General features: G+C 71.9%; 14 protein-coding genes. 8 read left to right on the top strand and 6 right to left on the bottom strand.

Going from position 1 to position 16,109, the window contains the following annotated elements; genetic code table 11:
- The first annotated feature begins 23 nt into the window (after nucleotides 1–23).
- Genes LJ657_RS35875 through LJ657_RS35865 form a run of 3 tightly spaced genes read left to right on the top strand, consistent with a single transcriptional unit; the run spans nucleotide 24 to nucleotide 2,908 of the window.
- Entirely contained in the window at nucleotides 24–287 is a 264-nt protein-coding gene (locus LJ657_RS35875) for an acyl carrier protein (protein WP_232653094.1), read from the top strand.
- On the top strand, nucleotides 253–1,602 hold the full coding sequence (locus LJ657_RS35870) for a condensation domain-containing protein (RefSeq protein ID WP_232653093.1): 1,350 nt from the start codon (nucleotides 253–255) through the stop codon (nucleotides 1,600–1,602). Before LJ657_RS35875 ends, LJ657_RS35870 begins: the two co-directional genes overlap by 35 nt.
- A 40-nt stretch (nucleotides 1,603–1,642) precedes the next feature.
- Entirely contained in the window at nucleotides 1,643–2,908 is a 1,266-nt protein-coding gene (locus LJ657_RS35865) for an MFS transporter (protein WP_269787297.1), read from the top strand.
- On the opposite strand, the gene LJ657_RS35860 is transcribed toward LJ657_RS35865, so the two are convergent.
- The 3 genes from LJ657_RS35860 to LJ657_RS35850 form a co-directional block, all read right to left on the bottom strand.
- Nucleotides 2,850–3,266, bottom strand: coding sequence for a hypothetical protein (locus LJ657_RS35860; protein WP_232653092.1), 417 nt, complete (start codon nucleotides 3,264–3,266; stop codon nucleotides 2,850–2,852). The genes LJ657_RS35865 and LJ657_RS35860 overlap by 59 nt on opposite strands.
- A 283-nt stretch (nucleotides 3,267–3,549) precedes the next feature.
- Nucleotides 3,550–4,788: an ABC transporter permease gene (locus tag LJ657_RS35855; protein WP_232653091.1), complete on the bottom strand. Its 1,239-nt coding sequence runs from the start codon at nucleotides 4,786–4,788 to the stop codon at nucleotides 3,550–3,552.
- Nucleotides 4,785–5,714 carry an ABC transporter ATP-binding protein gene (locus LJ657_RS35850; RefSeq protein ID WP_232653090.1) on the bottom strand — a complete coding sequence of 310 codons (930 nt, stop codon included), beginning with the start codon at nucleotides 5,712–5,714 and terminating at the stop codon, nucleotides 4,785–4,787. The genes LJ657_RS35855 and LJ657_RS35850 overlap by 4 nt, the downstream gene beginning before the upstream one ends.
- Nucleotides 5,715–6,230: 516 nt before the next feature.
- Between LJ657_RS35850 and LJ657_RS35845 the strand changes: the two genes are divergently transcribed.
- The 4 genes from LJ657_RS35845 (at nucleotide 6,231) to LJ657_RS35830 (ending at nucleotide 11,587) form a co-directional block, all read left to right on the top strand.
- Complete coding sequence (locus LJ657_RS35845) at nucleotides 6,231–6,428, top strand: hypothetical protein (protein ID WP_232653089.1); 198 nt, start codon at nucleotides 6,231–6,233, stop codon at nucleotides 6,426–6,428.
- A gap of 288 nt (nucleotides 6,429–6,716) precedes the next feature.
- Complete coding sequence (locus LJ657_RS35840; protein WP_232653088.1) at nucleotides 6,717–7,154, top strand: DUF3052 domain-containing protein; 438 nt, start codon at nucleotides 6,717–6,719, stop codon at nucleotides 7,152–7,154.
- 88 nt (nucleotides 7,155–7,242) lie between these two features.
- Complete coding sequence (locus tag LJ657_RS35835; protein WP_372488017.1) at nucleotides 7,243–8,145, top strand: glycosyltransferase family 2 protein; 903 nt, start codon at nucleotides 7,243–7,245, stop codon at nucleotides 8,143–8,145.
- 346 nt (nucleotides 8,146–8,491) lie between these two features.
- On the top strand, nucleotides 8,492–11,587 hold the full coding sequence (locus LJ657_RS35830) for an AfsR/SARP family transcriptional regulator (RefSeq protein ID WP_372488016.1): 3,096 nt from the start codon (nucleotides 8,492–8,494) through the stop codon (nucleotides 11,585–11,587).
- A 229-nt stretch (nucleotides 11,588–11,816) separates the two neighbouring features.
- Here the strand turns inward: LJ657_RS35830 and LJ657_RS35825 are convergent, their stop codons facing one another.
- The 3 genes from LJ657_RS35825 to LJ657_RS35815 form a co-directional block, all read right to left on the bottom strand.
- The gene (locus LJ657_RS35825) at nucleotides 11,817–13,508 is read right to left on the bottom strand and encodes a bifunctional 3'-5' exonuclease/DNA polymerase (RefSeq protein WP_232653087.1); all 1,692 of its coding nucleotides are present in this window, start codon (nucleotides 13,506–13,508) and stop codon (nucleotides 11,817–11,819) included.
- Nucleotides 13,509–13,556: 48 nt separating this feature from the next.
- The gene (locus LJ657_RS35820) at nucleotides 13,557–14,291 is read right to left on the bottom strand and encodes a Clp protease N-terminal domain-containing protein (protein ID WP_232653086.1); all 735 of its coding nucleotides are present in this window, start codon (nucleotides 14,289–14,291) and stop codon (nucleotides 13,557–13,559) included.
- 72 nt (nucleotides 14,292–14,363) lie between these two features.
- Complete coding sequence (locus tag LJ657_RS35815) at nucleotides 14,364–14,990, bottom strand: LysE family translocator (protein ID WP_232653085.1); 627 nt, start codon at nucleotides 14,988–14,990, stop codon at nucleotides 14,364–14,366.
- A gap of 111 nt (nucleotides 14,991–15,101) precedes the next feature.
- Between LJ657_RS35815 and LJ657_RS35810 the strand changes: the two genes are divergently transcribed.
- On the top strand, nucleotides 15,102–16,049 hold the full coding sequence (locus tag LJ657_RS35810; RefSeq protein WP_232653084.1) for a S41 family peptidase: 948 nt from the start codon (nucleotides 15,102–15,104) through the stop codon (nucleotides 16,047–16,049).
- The last annotated feature ends 60 nt before the right edge of the window (nucleotides 16,050–16,109 follow it).

Below are 16,109 nucleotides of genomic sequence, written 5' to 3'. Positions count from 1 at the left end.
CCGGATTCGGGAGAGGAGAAGCCGTGCCCGATACCGGTGAGGTCAGCGGCACCGTCGAGGAGGCGTGGTCTGAGGCGCTCGGAAAGGGCAGCAGCGGCGAAGAGGACTTCTTCACGCTGGGTGGCACCTCGCTGTCCGCGGTCGAGCTCATGACCCGCGTGGAGTCGCGTCTGGGGATCGACTTCCCTGTGGAGCTGCTGTTCAGCAGTCGCGCACTGTCCGAGATCGTCGACGAATGCGAGCGCAGGCATCGTGACCTCCTTTCCCGTCGTGGGCCGACTACCTGACGCCCTGTCGTCCACCGTCGCCTTCTCGGGCTGCCACGCCGGCCGCCACGAGCCGACCTGGGCGCAGCAGGAAGGCCTGATGCTCCAGCGGAGCGCGCGGTTCCTGGAGAGGAAGGGCAGTCACGCGCGCTTCGACGGTCCGCTCGATGAGGCCGCCGCACTGCCTGACGTACTGCGGGCGATCGGCCTCGCGGTCGAGCACTACGACAGCCTGCGCACGCGGTACCGATCCGACGCGGACGACGGTGTCGTGGCGATCGTGACCGGGGACGGGCAGATCACCGTGCGCGTGTACGAGGCGGACGGCACTGAGGTGTCACAGATGGCGGCATGGGTGATCGAGGCGCTGTCAGGCGAGTCGTTCGGCGAGGACGACCTGCCGTTGAGGGCTGCCGTGATCACGGATCGGGGCGTGCCGAGGCGGCTCGTCCTGTACGTGCATCACCTGTCCGCGGACGGTGCGGCTCTGTCTCTGCTCCACGAGCGGATACGCCGGCTGAGCGCCGATCCCCGGGCCGGTTTCCCAGCCGCCTGGCAACCCTGTGAGATCGCGGAATTCGAGGCGAGTGAGGCCGGCCGCCGACAGGCCCGTGTCGCGGACGAGCGGCTGCGGGACCTGTGGCGGGAGATCGCGGCGTTCGGCCCGGTGGCCCGGCCGGGCACCGGCGCTCCCCACGGGTTCGTCGCGGCCACCCTGCGTTCACGGGCCGTGGCGGCCGCAGCGGACGCCTTGGCGCGCCGATACGCGACCAGCGTGCCATCCGTCATCACGGCTGGCTTCGCCGCAGCGCTGGGCCGCCTCATCGAGCGGGACCGGTATGCGTTGCTGCTCGCCGCCGGCAACCGGGGGCGCCCGGAGCTGCGCTGTTCCGTGGCGAACCTCAGCCAGCTCGTTCCGGCGGTCGTCGACGTACGGCCGGCCGACTTCCGGGAGGTCTGCCGAAGCACGGCGCTGGCGGCCCTGCACGCCTACCGCAACGGTCACCACGACCCGTCGCGTCACAGGGAGAGCATCACCCTGGCCGGCCTCCCGCTGGACCCCGCCCTGCCGTACCTGGTCAACTCCCGCAACGACGTGGCCGCGACACCGGCGACGACGTCTCCGAACCAGCAGACGCCACGGGTGAGGGAGTTGCGGGCGCAGTCAGCCGTCGAAGTGCTGGACCTCGGTGAGGACCCCCAGTACTTCAGCCTCGGTCTCTCCGTCTTCGGCGCGGACCACCTCATGATGATGGGAGACCGGGCCGCGTTCTCGGCGGCCGAACTCGGAACTCTTCAGAACTCCCTGGAATCCGTGCTCGTCGAAGCGATGTGAGCGCCAGGCCGGCCCTGGCCCCGCTCATGGAGGAAGAGTCTTGTTCAGTGTGCTGCGGATCCGGGACTACCGGTTCCTCGCGTCCGGTCAATTGCTGTCGAGCCTCGGCGACTGGTTCCTGCTGCTCTCGGTCCCGTACTACGTCCTCGATCTGACCGGTTCCGCCATGGCCTCAGGGTTCTCGCTGGCAGCGGGGACGATTCCCGCGCTGCTCCTGGGCCCGGTGGCCGGTGCGCTGGTCGACCGCTGGAACCGGCTGCGCGTCATGGTCACCGCGGACCTCGTCCGCATGATGGCGGTCTCGCTGATGCTGTGGGTGGACAGCCCGGACAAGGTGTGGCTGATCTACGTCGCGCTGGTACTGGAGTCATCCCTGAGCCAGCTGTTCAACCCCGCCTCTGCCGCCCTGCTGCCCGGACTGGTCGGCCGCGGAGACGACCTGCACTCGGCCAACTCCCTGAGCGCCCTGATCGTCGGCGCCATCCGGCTCGTTGGCGGCCCGCTGGGGGGCGCCGTCTACGGCAGCCTGGGTTTCACGGCAGTCGTCGCCTTCGACGCGATCAGCTACGCGTGCTCGGCACTGTGCCTGTCCCTGATCCGGCACCGGCCCCGAACCGCGGAGAGTCGGAGTACCGAGGCGAGCCGAAGAACGGGGACGGGGCGCGCACAGGTGCGCAGGCTGGTCGGCGACATCCGTGCCGGAGCCGAGCAGGTACGGCACAGCACCTGGCTCGCCGCGCTGCTGGCGGCCGGCGCGCTCTTCCAGGCTGCCACCTCGGCCGTGAACGTCGGCCTCGTGCCGTACATGAACCAGGTTCTGCACGCCTCACCGCAGCTTCTCGGGCTGCTCTTCGGGGCCTTCGGGGCCGGGTTCCTGCTCGGGGTGCCGCTCAGCCGCGCACTCATCGGGAGGCTCAGTGACCGAACCGTCCTGGTGGGCTCACTGATGGCGCTCGCCGTGACCTTTGCGGCGACGTTCAACACCCCTGTGATCGGCTGGAGCGCCGTGCTGTTTCTCACCATCGGAACGCCCATGGTCTGCTTCACCATCACCAGCGGGACGTTCGTGGCCCGCCACACCCCTGATGCGGTACTGGGCAGGGTCAGCGCCACCAGCGGATTCGTTCAGGCGGCGGCCTCATTGCTGGGCATGGTGGTCGGCTCGCTGCTGAGTGAGACGCTGGGCGTCGTGGCGATGCTGAACCTCTGCTGCGTCACCGTCGCACTCGCCGCGGGCACGGCCCTCCTCATGCCGCGGCGTCAGCCGGCCATCCCCGAGGAGGTTCCGCTCGGGGAGGCAGCGTGACGACGCCGCCCCAGCCGTACCGCGCCGGCCTCTTCCTCCCGCGGTGAGTCGATGATGGGCGCGACGAGTTCGGGCCGGCCAGGGTCTGGGCGGCCATCTCTTCGGGGGCGGTGTGGACCCACGCCTCGTCCATGTCGGGCTCGGTGGTGGGCTCGCCGAGAGCGACGCGGCGGGCGATCCGGCGATCGTTGTGACCGTGGGCGTCGTGGTAGTCGTAGTGATAGACGGTGACGCCGTATTGAACGGCCAGCAGCCGGGCGACGGTCGACTTTCCGGCCCATTGGCCGCCTCCGATCCACAACGCGCGGTGCAATGTCCCGAACGGGTCCCAGACTTCGCTGTCGTTGTGGCTGGTCATCTGGTGTCCTCCTGCGTTGCGTTGCAGTTCACGGTCGACCTCGACTTCGTCCTCCGCGAGGTCTTCCCGGACCTCGATCCAGGTGCGGTCGTCGGCGTCCCGCAGCCAGTCCTGCTCCGCGGTGCTCGCCAGCCGGTGGATGAAGTCGCCCGCGTCCCGCCATCCGTTGGTGACGAGCAGGAACTCCCGCAGCGAAGGCGGCAGTCGGCGCCCCGGTGGGGCCTCGGCCGCGGCGACCTCGGGCTCACTCGCAGGCCCGGACCCGAGTGGGCGGCCGTGCCGATCACCCCGTCGGTGTCAGTGCCTCCCGCCAGCGCACCGTCGCTCCCATCCGCAGGATCGAGCGTCGGTAGACGCGGGCGGAGAGGGTCGCCAGGGCGGTTGCCGCTGTCAGCATCAGGAGGGCTGCCAGGAGGTTGGGGAGCCAGCCTGCCTCGTGCACGCTGACCTGCAGCGGCATGATCAGCATGGAGAACGGCGGGATGTACCTGACGACCTGGACCCAGCCGGCGTTCAGGTCCTGCGCCGCGGCGATGGCGACGCCGAAGGGGACCAGGGTGGCCATGAGTACCGGCATGACCGCCGAGGACACGTCCTCCGCGCGTGAGACGAGGGAGCCCGCCGCGGCGAAGAGGAAGGCGAAGAAGGCGAAGCCCAGGACGAACCAGCCGAGGGCGGCGAGCGTCGCGGGTGTGGCCGGGAACCGCGCGGGCAGCGCATGGCCGAACCGCACGGCCAGGACGGCCGTGACACCGAACACGGCGGTCTGGAGCACGGCGGCCGCGCCGATGCCCGCGACCTTGCCGACCATCAGCCGCAACGGCGTGAGCGTGGCCAGCAGCACCTCGACGACGCGGGTGGACTTCTCCTCGACGACCCCCTGGGCGACCATCATCCAGTAGCCGAAGAGCTGGAAGAAGAGGATCGTGACGATGCCGATCGCGGCGCCCAGTTCGGCACCGCCGTGCGTGTCGGGGGGAGTGTGGCCGGTCCGGTCGACCGTCTCGGTGCGGGGGAGCGCGGCGGTGACCTCATGGGTCAGACGGTCCGTGTCGACGTGCTGCGCATGGAGCGCGCGGGTGGTCGCCCACTGGCGGACCGAGGCCACGACCGTGGCGCGGACCTGCCCCGGGGTGTCGGTGCGGACCAGCATCCGGACCCGTGAGCCGTCGACCACCAGCGCGGCGTCGGCCTTCTTGCCGGTGACCTGGCGGCGTGCCGCGTTCTCGTCGGCGGCCGGGCGCCATCGGGTGGCGTCCTTCCCGGCCGGTCCGCGGGCGACGGCGCCGACCGGTACGCCGGTGACGGCGACGGTCGCGGTGCCGGTGGTGCCGTGGTCGTCCGGCGTGGACGGGGCGAGGAAGTACAGCAGGCCCAGGATCACCCCGACGTTGACCAGCGTGCCGATCACGTAGGCGCGGTTGGCGACCCGCGCGGCCGTCTCCCGTTTCGTGACGAGCCATACGGCGGCCCTCGCGGACGGGACCGCCCCGGCCCTCTTCGTGCTGGTTCCCTCGCTCATGCGGCGGCCTCCGTCGACTCGTCGGGGTCGGTGACGTAGGCGCGGAACAGCTCGGTGAGGGTGGCCTGTTCACGCCGGAAGGCGCGCAGCCTGCCCAGCGCGGCGACCTGCCGTAGGAGCTCTCTCTCGTCGCAGTCGTCCGTGAGCCGCAGCACGGTGCCCCGGCCCTTGGTGCGGAACGAGTCGACGCCGCTCAGCGAGCGGGCCCAGTCCCGCGGTGCGCCGTCGATCTCCATGTACAGGTCCTCGCCGCCGGGCGCCCGCAGCTCCTCGGCCGTGCCGCAGGCCACCATCGAGCCGGCGCGGACGATGCCGATCCGGTCGCAGAGCCGCTCCACCAGGTCGAGTTGGTGGCTGGAGAAGAGGACCGGGGCTCCCTGCTCCGCCCGCTCCCGCAGTACGGCGCTCATGGTGTCGACGGCCAGCGGGTCGAGGCCGGAGAACGGCTCGTCGAGCAGCAGCACCTGCGGGTCGTGGACGAGGGCGGCGGCCAGCTGGACACGCTGCTGGTTGCCGAGGCTGAGGGAGTCCACCTGGCGCTCGCGGTACCGGGCCACGTCCAGCCGCTCCGTCCACATCCGCATGGCGTCGACGGCGTCGGCGCGGGACAGGCCGTGCAGCCGGGCGAGGTAGACGAGTTGCTTCGCCACGGTCATCTTCGGATAGAGGCCGCGTTCCTCCGGCATGTATCCGAACCGGGCGCGGGACGCGGCGTCCACGGGCCGGCCCTGCCAGTGCACCGCGCCGCCGTCGCTGGTCAGGACGCCGACCGCGATACGCATCGTGGTGGTCTTGCCCGCGCCGTTGCTGCCGACGAAACCGAAGATTTCTCCCGGTCTCACCTCGAAGGACATCTCGTCGAGGGCCACCTGGTCCCCGTAACGCTTCGTCAGGGCCCGTATGCCGAGGCCCGGAGTGTCGTGCATGTTCTGCTTTCCTGTCGGTTTCCGTTTTCCGGGCGCTTCAGCGTCGTCGGCGTCCAGTGACGTCATTCGACGCGTGTAAGTGCTTCGCGGTATTCCAGGCGCTGGATGTCCGCGGCAGCCTGAGAGGCCGTGGGTTTCCCCGACGGAACACCGGGGACGAGCTCGGCTTTTTCTTCCGGGGGCATGACGGGCGGGCGCGCCACGACTCGTCCCTTCAGGCAGAAGCTTCAGCCAAATCTTTTCGGGCAGCGCTTTTCGGCGTGGCGGCAAAAGGGCTGCCACGTGGAGATCGCGTCAGTGAGAGTTGCTCAGTCCCGCTCAGGCGGTGACGGCGTGACGAAGTAAATGATGAACCCCCGTTCATTGAGCCTTGAACGGCTCGACTGGCATGGAAATGGTACGGCTGGTCAGGCCGACGCTCCGTCTCACCCTATGGATATCGGCCACTGTTGACAAATGATCCACGTACGAACAGCAACTACCGCCAACCAGGAAATTGGATGCCGCGATGACGGCATGACTGAGCCCACCTCGCCCACGGTGGCCGACGCCGCTCTCACCGCCGCCCGCAGCGCGTACCCGGCCGCCCGCAGCGCGTACCCGGCCGCTCGCGGCGCGCATCCCGGCGACCGGATGTACCTGGCGGCAGTCCGGGAACGACCGGGACCGGATCCGATCCGGATGTCGCGGGCCCGCAAGGGGCGGCCGGTATGACCGTCCGCGACTCCGGTCCACGGCTGGACCGCCATGAAGCACCCCACCCGGCCGGCCGTCGTCGCGTTCCCGTCCGGGCGCGATGAGGCCGACTTCAAGAGCGTGCGCGACAGCCTGGTGTGATGCTCGGCAACGGCACCCTGGTCGACGCGGCCCCCCCCCAACCCGGGGCCGGCTGCGACCCGTACCGGGAACTCGTCACGACCCATGCCTCGGCACCGGCCGGCTGACGGCTTCGTCCGGCACGATGGAGGCCGGCCGGGGTGACAGGGACTGCGGAGGCGGGCGATGGGTGGATCCGGTGGTGCGGGCGGTGGGTACTCCGGAACCCCGCTCGCCAGGAAGATCGGTGTCAGGACGGGCCACCGGGTGGCACTTCTGCACGCTCCGGATCCGTTCGACATCCCCGGCCTGCCCGACGGGACGGAGCTCACCGCGGACGGCCCCCGCGACGCCGACATCACCCTCGCCTTCTACCGCACCCACGCCGCCCTGGCCGCCGACGCCCCCGGTCTGGTCACCGCTCTCGCCGATCACGCCATGCTCTGGATCGCCTGGCCCCGCAAGGCCGCCGGCCACGTCAGTGACATCGCCGAGAACGATCTGCGGGACCTCTTCCTGCCGCTCGGCGTGGTCGACGTGAAGGTCGCCGCGCTGGGGGAGGACTGGTCGGGGCTGAAGTTCGTACGGCGCAGGGAGAACCGTCGTACGTCCCGCCACGCCTGACCCAAGAATCGGCGTACTCGGAAAGTCCCTACCGTGAACGGCTAGCATCGCGGCCGGGATTGCCGGCGGCCGTGATGGGGTGAAGGGCATGCAGGACCTGGGAGCGCTGCGGATCGCTGTCGCCGTGGTGACCATGGGAAACAGGCCCGCCGAGGTCGACGCCCTGCTGGAGTCGGTGGCCAAGCAGGACCTGGCGCCCACGCGGATCGTGATCGTCGGCAACGGCTGCCCGCTGCCGGACTTCGGTGAGCGACTGGCGCTGCCCGGCGAGGTCACCCTCCTGGAACTCGACGAGAACCTCGGCTGCCCGGGCGGCCGGAACCAGGCGCTGGCCAGGCTGCGGGAGTTCGGGGACGTCGACGTCGTCGTGGAACTGGACGACGACGGGCTGCTCGTCGACGCCGATGTGCTGCGGCGGGTACGGGACCTGTTCGCAGCCGACCCGAAGCTCGGGATCGTCGGCTTCCGCATCGCGGACGAGCACGGCGAGACACAGCAGCGGCACGTGCCGCGGGTCGGCGCCTCCGACCCGATGCGGGGCGGTTACGTCACCGGGTTCCTGGGCGGCGGGCACGGCTTCAGGACCGCCATGCTCGACGAGATCGGCGACTGGCCCGCCGAGTTCTTCTTCGCCCACGAGGAGACCGACCTGGCCTGGCGGGCCGCCGACGCCGGCTGGCGGATCCTGTACGCGCCCGAACTGCTGCTCCAGCATCCGAAGACCTCGCCTGCCCGGCACGCCATCTACTACCGGGTGAACGCCCGGAACCGGGTGTGGCTCGTCCGCCGTCGCCTTCCGCTGCTGCTCATCCCCGTGCACCTGGCGATCTGGACGCTGCTCACCCTCGTGCGGACCCGGTCGCGGGCCGGGCTGCGTGCCTGGTTCGGCGGGTTCGTGGAGGGCCTCCGAGAACCGGCCGGCGAGCGGCGGCCCATGCGATGGCGGACCGTGTGGCGGCTCTCGCGGCTGGGACGGCCGCCCGTCATCTGAACAGAGCCGGGGAGGGGACGAGGGTCCCGGGCGTTCACCTCCGCCGGCCGGGACCCTCTGGCGTCCCACGGATCCGGCCACGGCGGCGTCACTCCCCCGAGTTACGCGTTCTACGCGCGCACCCCCGGGCCAGATCCGATGAAGTGATCACATCAGGTGGCACCAACGGATCGCTAACATGTGGCCAACGGTTCTCCGTTCCGGCCTCGGCCGACTGGCGCGAAGCCGCCGGTCGGCGTCGCCGGATGGCCGCCGCCGTAACGGATTCCGGCGGCGACCGCCGTGGCACAGGTGGCGGGAAATCGCCGTGACGAGGGCGGAAACCCGCCAAGGACACAGGAAGGCAGTGGGCGGCGTGAGGCGGCGCGAGCTGCGGTTCGGACTGCTGGGGCCGCCGGTTCTCTACGACGTCCAGGGCGAGGCCGGCGACTTCGGTGCCTTCGGCGGCGGGTCGGATGCCCTCGGCGGCGGGTCGGATGCCTCCGGCGACGGCGCGGATGCCTTCGGTGACGTCGACGTCAAGGCCATCGGCAGCCCCAAGGTCCGCACCCTGCTCGCCGCCCTGCTCCTCGAAGGCGGTCGTGTCGTCTCCGTCGAGTCGCTCAAGGACGCGCTGTGGGGCGGGGCGCCGCCCGCCTCCGCACAGGCCTCGCTGCACAACCACGTGGCCCGGCTGCGCAGGCTGCTCGACGACCCCGAGCGGCTGCGCGCGGTGCCGCCCGGTTATGTGCTGCGGGTCGAACAGGGCGAACTGGACGTCCATGTCTTCGAGCGCCATCTCGCCACGGCACGCGGCGCGTTCGCCGCCCGCAACTGGGAGCGGGTCGTGCGCGAGTGCACGTCCGCGCTGGCACTGTGGCGCGGTACCCCGCTCAGCGGGCTCCCCGCCGAACTGGGCGGATACGCCTTCGTCCAGCGCCTGAAGGAGGCGCGGCTGCTGCTTCTGGAGTGGCGCTACGACGCCGAGCTGGCCGTCGAAGGTGCCCGACTGGACGGTCTCGTGCCCGAGTTGGCCGCACTGACCGCCGAGCACCCGCTGCGGGAGGCGTACCACCGCCAGCTGATGCTCACCCTGCACCGCACCGGCCGCCAGGCCGAGGCGCTGGCCGTCCACCGGGATCTGCGCGCCCGCCTGGTGGAGGAACTGGGCGTCGAACCGGGCCAGGCGGTGCAGGAGGCGCACGTCGAGGTGCTCGCCACCACCCAGATCCCCGGCGCCCCCCGCGAGGACGACACCGCGTCCGGCGGCCCGGACGACTGCGCGCCTGCCCTTCCGCAGCCGCCCCGCCCTGCCCAACTGCCCCCGCCGCCCGCCCACTTCACCGGCCGGACGCCCACGCTCGGCGACCTCCGCACCACCCTTGAGCCCGGTCGAACGCCTGCGGTGGCGGTCATCAGCGGCATGGCAGGCGTGGGAAAGAGCGCCCTCGCGCTACAGGTCGCCCACACTCTGAAGGAACGTTTCCCCGACGGTCAGCTGTACATCAACCTGCACGGCGCCACCCCGGGCATGACACCCCTCCCGCCCGCCCAGGCCCTCGCCGCCCTGCTCCGGGACCTGGGCACCGAGCCCCGCCTCATCCCCGAACTCCCGGACGCGGCCGCCGCGTTGCTGCGCTCCCTGCTCGCCCCGACCCGCACCCTGCTGCTCCTGGACGGCGCCGCGCACGCCGCTCAGGTACGCCCGCTGCTGCCGGCCGGCGCCGGCTGCGCCGTGATCGTCACCAGCCGTTCGCCGCTGACCGCCCTCGACGGTGCCCGCCGCTTCCCGCTCACCCCTCTGAGCGGCGAGGAGAGCGCCGAACTGCTGCGAGCGGTCTCCGGCCGCGACGCCCTCGACGCGGCCCACCCCCTCGTCGAACTCACCGGCCGCCTGCCGCTCGCGCTGCGCATCGTCGCCGCCCGCCTGGCCGCGCGCCAGGCGCTCACCCCGGACGTGCTCGCCGGTCAACTCGCCGCCACGGAAGGCCGGTTGCACCACCTGGAGTACGACGACCTGAGCGTCCGCCGCTCCCTGGCCGTCGCCCACGACGCGCTCGCCGCCTCGGAGCGCGAGGCCGACCGGGACGCCGCCCTCGTGCTGCGCGGGATCGGCGCGCTCGACCTGCCCGCGTACGGCGCCCCGCTCCTCGCCCACCTGGTCGGCACCGACGAGCACCGCGCCGAGGCCGCGCTGGACCGGCTCGTCGACGTGGCCCTCCTGGAGGAGACGGCGTACGGCCGCTACGCCCCCCACGACCTGGTTCGCGACTTCGCCCGCGAACTGGCCGGGGGCGCCAGTGACCTGGACGCCGCCCTCCCCTGGTACGCGGCCGTCGCCGAGCGCAGTCTCACCGCGATCGTCGAACCCGGCCTCGACCGGGACGACCGCCGCCGCCCGACCGCGGCCCAGCCGCCGGACCACGCGGCCCACGTCGCCGCCCTCCCCACCTTCGAGTCCGCCGGACAGGCCTTCGCCTGGGGCGACACGGAACTGGTGAACATCGTCACCCTGGTCCAGCGGTACGCCGACGACTCCCACCCGCGCTCCGACTCCGACGCACAGGCCCTCCAAGCCGCCCGCCTCTCGACGCTGATCCGCCTCTTCTTCCCGTATGTGCTGCGCAGTGGCCGCGTCGCCGAGATGGAGGTGCTCGGCAGGGCCGCGCTGCGCCTTGCCCGGCGGCTCGGTGACGAGGCCGCCGAGGCGTACGCGCTGGGCGACCTCGCCGGGCTGCACTTCCTGACCGGTCGGCAGAGCGAGGCCCTCGCCCTCAGTGACCTGGCGCTGACGATCTGGCGGCGGCTCGACCACACCTCCTGGATACGCCGCTGCCTCAACAACCGCGGCCTGCTGCTCGAAGGGCTCGGCCGCTACGAGGAGTCCGGCCGCGCCCTGCGCCAGAGCCTGGAGTACTCGCGACAGCTGAACGACCCCCACGGCGAGGCCGTGACCCACAGCCACCTCGGCAACCTGTACGAGCACACCGACCCGCGGGCCGCGATCGAGCAGCACCGGCGGTCGCTCGCCATCGGCGACGAGATCGGCGCCGTCATCGTGCAGCACTCCGCGCACTGCAACATCGGCTACGCCCACCTCACCCTCGGTGAACCGGCCGCCGCCGTACCGCACTTCGAGGAGAGCCTGCGCATCCTCGGCGGCCACGGCGACTGGCACGGCGAGTCCCAGACCCGGCTCGGGCTGGTGCGGGCACTGCGGCTGCTCGGCCGTACGGAACGGGCCGGCGCCGAGTGCGCCGAGCTGCTCCGCCGCGCGGACGCCCGCGCCGACCGCTACACGGGCGGTCTCGCCCGCCACCAGCACGGCCTCCTGCTGCGGGAGCGGGGCCGCGCCGGGAGGGCGTACGACCAGTGGCGCGCGGCACTCGACGCACTGGACGGCACAGACGAGAAGGCGGTGGTGGCCGAGCTGAGGGAACTGCTGGCCGAGACGCCGCCGTAGCCAGGGGCAGTCGTGCGGTGGGGGCGGTTCCCCTCCGAGGGGTCGGCCGTGCCTGCCGTAGCCAGGGGCAGTCGTGCGGTGGGGGCGGTTCCCATCCGAGCGGTCGGCCGTGCCTGACGTAGCTGCGGGCAATCGTGCCGCCTAGGGCGGCACGGGTGGGCGCAGGCGGCACTCCGCAGGCGCGGGCAAGCGAACCCCCCCTCCCCCCAGCACCAGCACCGGTCACCGCTCACTTCGCATCCGCATAACACTCCACCACCGCCGTGGTGAACGGAAACCGCACCGGCGTCTCCCCGAACGTCAGCCGTCCCGCCAGCTCAGCCGCCTCCCGGATCGCCGTCACCACAGCTTCCGCCTCCCGCTCGGGACAGTGCACGATCACTTCGTCGTGCTGGAAGAAGACCAGCTCGGCCGCCATGGCGGCGCAGGTCTGCCGCAGTGCGGCGAGCATCAGCAGGGCCCAGTCGGCGGCGCTCCCCTGGACGACGAAGTTGCGGGCGAAGCGGCCGCGGGCCCGGGTGTTGGTGGAGGCGTAACCCGGCGCCCACTCCGCCCCGACGGGGGTCTCGGCCGGTTCGTCCTGCGGAAGGCCCGCCTCCTCCGTGGCGTCCCCGCCGGTCCCCGCCGCCGGGGGACAGGTCCGCCCCAGCCAGGTCCGTACGAGCCGCCCCTCCTCACCCGCGCGCGCCGCGTCGTCGACGTACGCGACCGCCTTGGGGAAGCGGCGTCTGAGCGCGGCGAGGTTCTTCAGGCCGTCGCCGGAGGTCTGGCCGTAGACCGCGCCGAGGACCGCGAGCTTGGCCTGGGCGCGGTCGCCGGAGAAGGCCCGGTCGGAGACGGACTGGTAGAGGTCGCTCTCGCGCCCGGCCACCTCCATCAGCCCCGGGTCGCGGGAGATGGCGGCCAGCACCCGCGGCTCCATCTGGTCGGCGTCCGCGACGACGAGCCGCCAGCCGGGGTCGGCGACGACGGCACGCCGGATCACCTTGGGGATCTGGAGGGCGCCGCCGCCGTGGGTGACCCATCTGCCGGTGACGGTCCCGCCCGCGAGGAACTCGGGCCGGAACCGCCCGTCACGCACCCAGTCCTGCAGCCAGGACCAGCCGTGGGCGACCCAGATGCGGTACAGCTTCTTGTACTCGACCAGCGGCTTCACGGCCGGATGGTCGACGGACTCGATCTCCCAGCGCCGGGTGGACTTCACCTTGATGCCGGCCTGTGCGAAGGCCTTGATGACGTCCGCGGGCAGATCGGGCCGGACGCGCCGCCCGAACGCGGCGGACACCTCGTCCGCGAGTTCGGCGAGACGGCGGGGCTCGCCACCGCCCGCATACCGCTCGCCGAGCAGTTCGTGCAGCACCCGGCGGTGTACCTCGGCGCTCCAGGGCAGCCCCGCGCGGTTCATCTCGGTGGCCACCAGCATCCCCGCCGACTCGGCCGCGGTCAGCAGCCGCATCCGGTCGGGGTGCGCGGTGGCGTCGTGCCGGCGCTGCTGCTCGGCATAGACCTCGACGAGGTCGGGCAGCGGCAGGGGGACGGTCTGCGGTTCGAACAGCGGGGACTGGGCGCCGGGTTCGGCGGAGCGCAGGGGCGGGTCGGGCGGTACGGGGCCGCCGCGGAGCCGGGCCAGAGCAGCGGCCGCCGAACGGGGCTCGCCGTACCGCCCCTCGTGGCCCAGCAGGAGGGTCTCGGCGTCCTCGATGTCGTAGCACCGCTCCACTCGCACCCCCGTGGCGAGCAGACGCGGATACACCTCGGCCGTGGACCGCCACACCCACCGCGCGACCTCGGGCCGCCCCCGCACGGCCGTGGCGAGGTCGGGCTCCCACAGGACCGGCCCGGCGAGCAGCCCGTCCGGACCGAGGGGGGCGGTCTCCACGCCACCGTCCTCGGCCGGAGCGAGCGCCCAGCGGTCGGTCATGGTTGCGAGTGTGGCAGGGGGGTCTGACAGTGGCCTCCCGCAAGGCCGTCAGCCCTCCTCGCGGGGCACCTGCAGGTACTGCGCGAGCGCCTTGGCGAGCTCGGCCTCCACCGTCGCCTTGTCGAGGCCGAGGCCGGCCAGCACTCCCTCGCCGTTCTCGAACTCCAGCAGGGCCAGCAGGATGTGCTCGGTGCCGATGTAGTTGTGGCCGAGGCGGAGGGCCTCGCGGAAGGTGAGCTCCAGGACCTTCTTGGCGTCGGAGCCGTAGGGGACGAGCTCCGGGACCTCGTCGGCGGCGGGCGGGAGGGCGGCGGCCGCCGCCTGGCGCACGGTGTCGAGGGGGATGCCCTGAGCCGTGATCGCCTTGGCCGCGAGGCCGTCCGGTTCGGCCAGCAGGCCGAGGACCAGGTGCTCGGGGCGGCCCTCGGTGTTGCGGGCCGCGAGCGCCTCGTTGTGGGCGGCCATCACCACGTTGCGGGCGCGCGGGGTGTAACGGCCGAAGCCCTGGTTCGGGTCCAGGTCGGTGGACTCCTTGGGCACGAAGCGCTTCTGCGCCGCCTGCCGGGTGACCCCCATGCTCTTGCCGATGTCCGTCCAGGAGGCGCCCGAGCGGCGCGCCTGGTCCACGAAGTGACCGATCAGATGGTCCGCCACCTCGCCGAGGTGGTCGGCCGCGATCACCGCGTCCTGGAGCTGTTCCAGAGGTTCGGCGTGGACCTTCTTGATGGCCGCGATGAGTTCGTCGAGACGCACGGATGGCGTGAAGTTCGGGTTCGTCGACATGTGTCAACCGTAGGTTGACATGAGGTGCGTGTCAACCTCGGGTTGACACTTGGGGGCCGTCACGCGGCGTGCCTATTTCGGTGACGCCGCCAGCCGCACCGCCAGCCCCGTGAACACCGTCCCGCTGAAGATGTCCAGCCCGCGCGCCACCCGCCGGCTCCGGCGCAGCAGCGAGGAGAGCTTGCCGGAGAGCAGTCCGATCGAGCCGTCCACGCCGAACCCCATCACGGTGATCGTCAGCCCGAAGACCAGGAACTGCTCGCCCACGTGCCCCAGTCCGGGGTTCACGAACTGCGGCAGGAAGGCGACGTTGAAGAGGATCACCTTGGGGTTGAGCAGATTGGTGACCGCACCCTGCCAGAAGGCGCGCCGCCGCCCGGGCCCCGCCGCCGCACCCTCCTCGACCGGTACCGCCCGGTCCCGGAAGGCCTTGACCGCGAGGTACAGCAGATAGGCCGCGCCCGCCCAGCGCAGCGCGTGATACAGCGTCGGCAGGGCCAGGAACAGCGCCGACAGACCGAGCGCCGCGGCGACCGTGTGCACGAACATCGCGCAGGCCACGCCGAACGCGGCCAGCACCCCGGTCCTGGGCCCACCCCGTCCGCCCATCGCCACGATGAACATCATGTCGGGGCCGGGAGTGACGCAGAGCACGAAGGCGGCGACAAGGAATGCCGCATACGAAGACATGTCCACCATCTGTCCATGCTTGAACCGTCAGAGGAGAGAAGCGAACGAATTTCGATGGGTGAGACGAGTCCTGGGAAACCCCATGTGAGGCGTCTGGGGACGGTGATTGACTCACCTGCCATGACCACGACCACGCTGACGACGAGTTCCTCCTCGGCTCCTGCCGCTGCCCCGACTCCGGTCCCCGTGACCGACGTTCCCGCGGTCGTCGACGAGACGGCCCGGCTCCTCACCGAGCACTACGTCTTCCCCGAGGCCGCCGAGCAGCTGGCCGTGCTGCTGCGCCGGCGCCTGGCGGAGGGGGCGTACGACGTGGGGAGCGCGGAGGAGCTCGGCGACCTGGTCACCGCGGATCTGCAGTCCGTCAACGGCGATCCGCACCTGCGCCTCAAGTACCACCCCGAGCAGGTGCCGCAGGGCCAGGGCGAGGCCGCGGCGGCCGCGATGCGCCGCGAGTTCGAGGCCTCCCTGGGCGGCGTGCCCCGGGTCGAGCTGCTGGCGGGCGGCACTGCGCTCCTCGAACTGGGCCCCTTCCTCTTCCCGCTGCCCTGGTCGGCCGAGCCGCTGGCCGCCGCGCTCACCCTGGTCGCCCGAGCCGAAGCGCTCATCCTGGACCTGCGGGGCAACGGCGGCGGCGACCCGGACACGGTCGCCTTCGTCTGCAGCTACCTCCTGGACGAGCGCACCCACCTCAACACCATGTACGCGCGCGTGGGCGACCGCCACGACCAGTCCTGGACCCTGCCGCACGTCCCCGGCGCCCGCTTCGGCGGCACCAAGCCGGTCCACGTCCTCACCGGTCCCCGCACCTTCTCGGCTGCCGAGGAACTGGCCTACGACCTCCAGCAGCTGGGCCGCGCGACCGTCGTGGGGGAGACCACCCGCGGCGGCGCCCACCCGCGCGAGGGCTGGACGGTCCACCCGAACCTGGAGGCCACCATTCCGGTCGCCCGTGCGGTCAACCCGGTCTCCGGCACCAACTGGGAAGGCATCGGCGTCCTCCCGGACATCCCCTGCCCGGCCTCCGACGCCCTCGACCGCGCGCTGGCCCTCGGGGCCGGTGCCTGAACCCAGGCCGGGGACGTCCCCGTCGGGCAGGGGGGACCGCCGGCGGGGCTCCCATGACGA

It is taken from the genome of Streptomyces guryensis (assembly GCF_021261325.1).
GTDB lineage: Bacteria > Actinomycetota > Actinomycetes > Streptomycetales > Streptomycetaceae > Streptomyces > Streptomyces guryensis.
The sequence above is the reverse complement of the archived record's forward strand: the minus strand, read 5'-3'. Positions and strand labels throughout refer to the sequence as shown.

What these genes read in the sequence shown, in the direction of transcription:
- LJ657_RS35860 (WP_232653092.1), bottom strand. Translation starts at nt 3,266, where the DNA reads ATGACCAGCCACAACGACAGCGAAGTCTGGGACCCGTTCGGGACATTG.
- LJ657_RS35855 (WP_232653091.1), bottom strand. Translation starts at nt 4,788, where the DNA reads ATGAGCGAGGGAACCAGCACGAAGAGGGCCGGGGCGGTCCCGTCCGCG.
- LJ657_RS35850 (WP_232653090.1), bottom strand. Translation starts at nt 5,714, where the DNA reads ATGCACGACACTCCGGGCCTCGGCATACGGGCCCTGACGAAGCGTTAC.
- LJ657_RS35845 (WP_232653089.1), top strand. Translation starts at nt 6,231, where the DNA reads ATGACTGAGCCCACCTCGCCCACGGTGGCCGACGCCGCTCTCACCGCC.
- LJ657_RS35840 (WP_232653088.1), top strand. Translation starts at nt 6,717, where the DNA reads ATGGGTGGATCCGGTGGTGCGGGCGGTGGGTACTCCGGAACCCCGCTC.
- LJ657_RS35835 (WP_372488017.1), top strand. Translation starts at nt 7,243, where the DNA reads ATGCAGGACCTGGGAGCGCTGCGGATCGCTGTCGCCGTGGTGACCATG.
- LJ657_RS35825 (WP_232653087.1), bottom strand. Translation starts at nt 13,508, where the DNA reads ATGACCGACCGCTGGGCGCTCGCTCCGGCCGAGGACGGTGGCGTGGAG.
- LJ657_RS35820 (WP_232653086.1), bottom strand. Translation starts at nt 14,291, where the DNA reads ATGTCGACGAACCCGAACTTCACGCCATCCGTGCGTCTCGACGAACTC.
- LJ657_RS35815 (WP_232653085.1), bottom strand. Translation starts at nt 14,990, where the DNA reads ATGGTGGACATGTCTTCGTATGCGGCATTCCTTGTCGCCGCCTTCGTG.
- LJ657_RS35810 (WP_232653084.1), top strand. Translation starts at nt 15,102, where the DNA reads ATGACCACGACCACGCTGACGACGAGTTCCTCCTCGGCTCCTGCCGCT.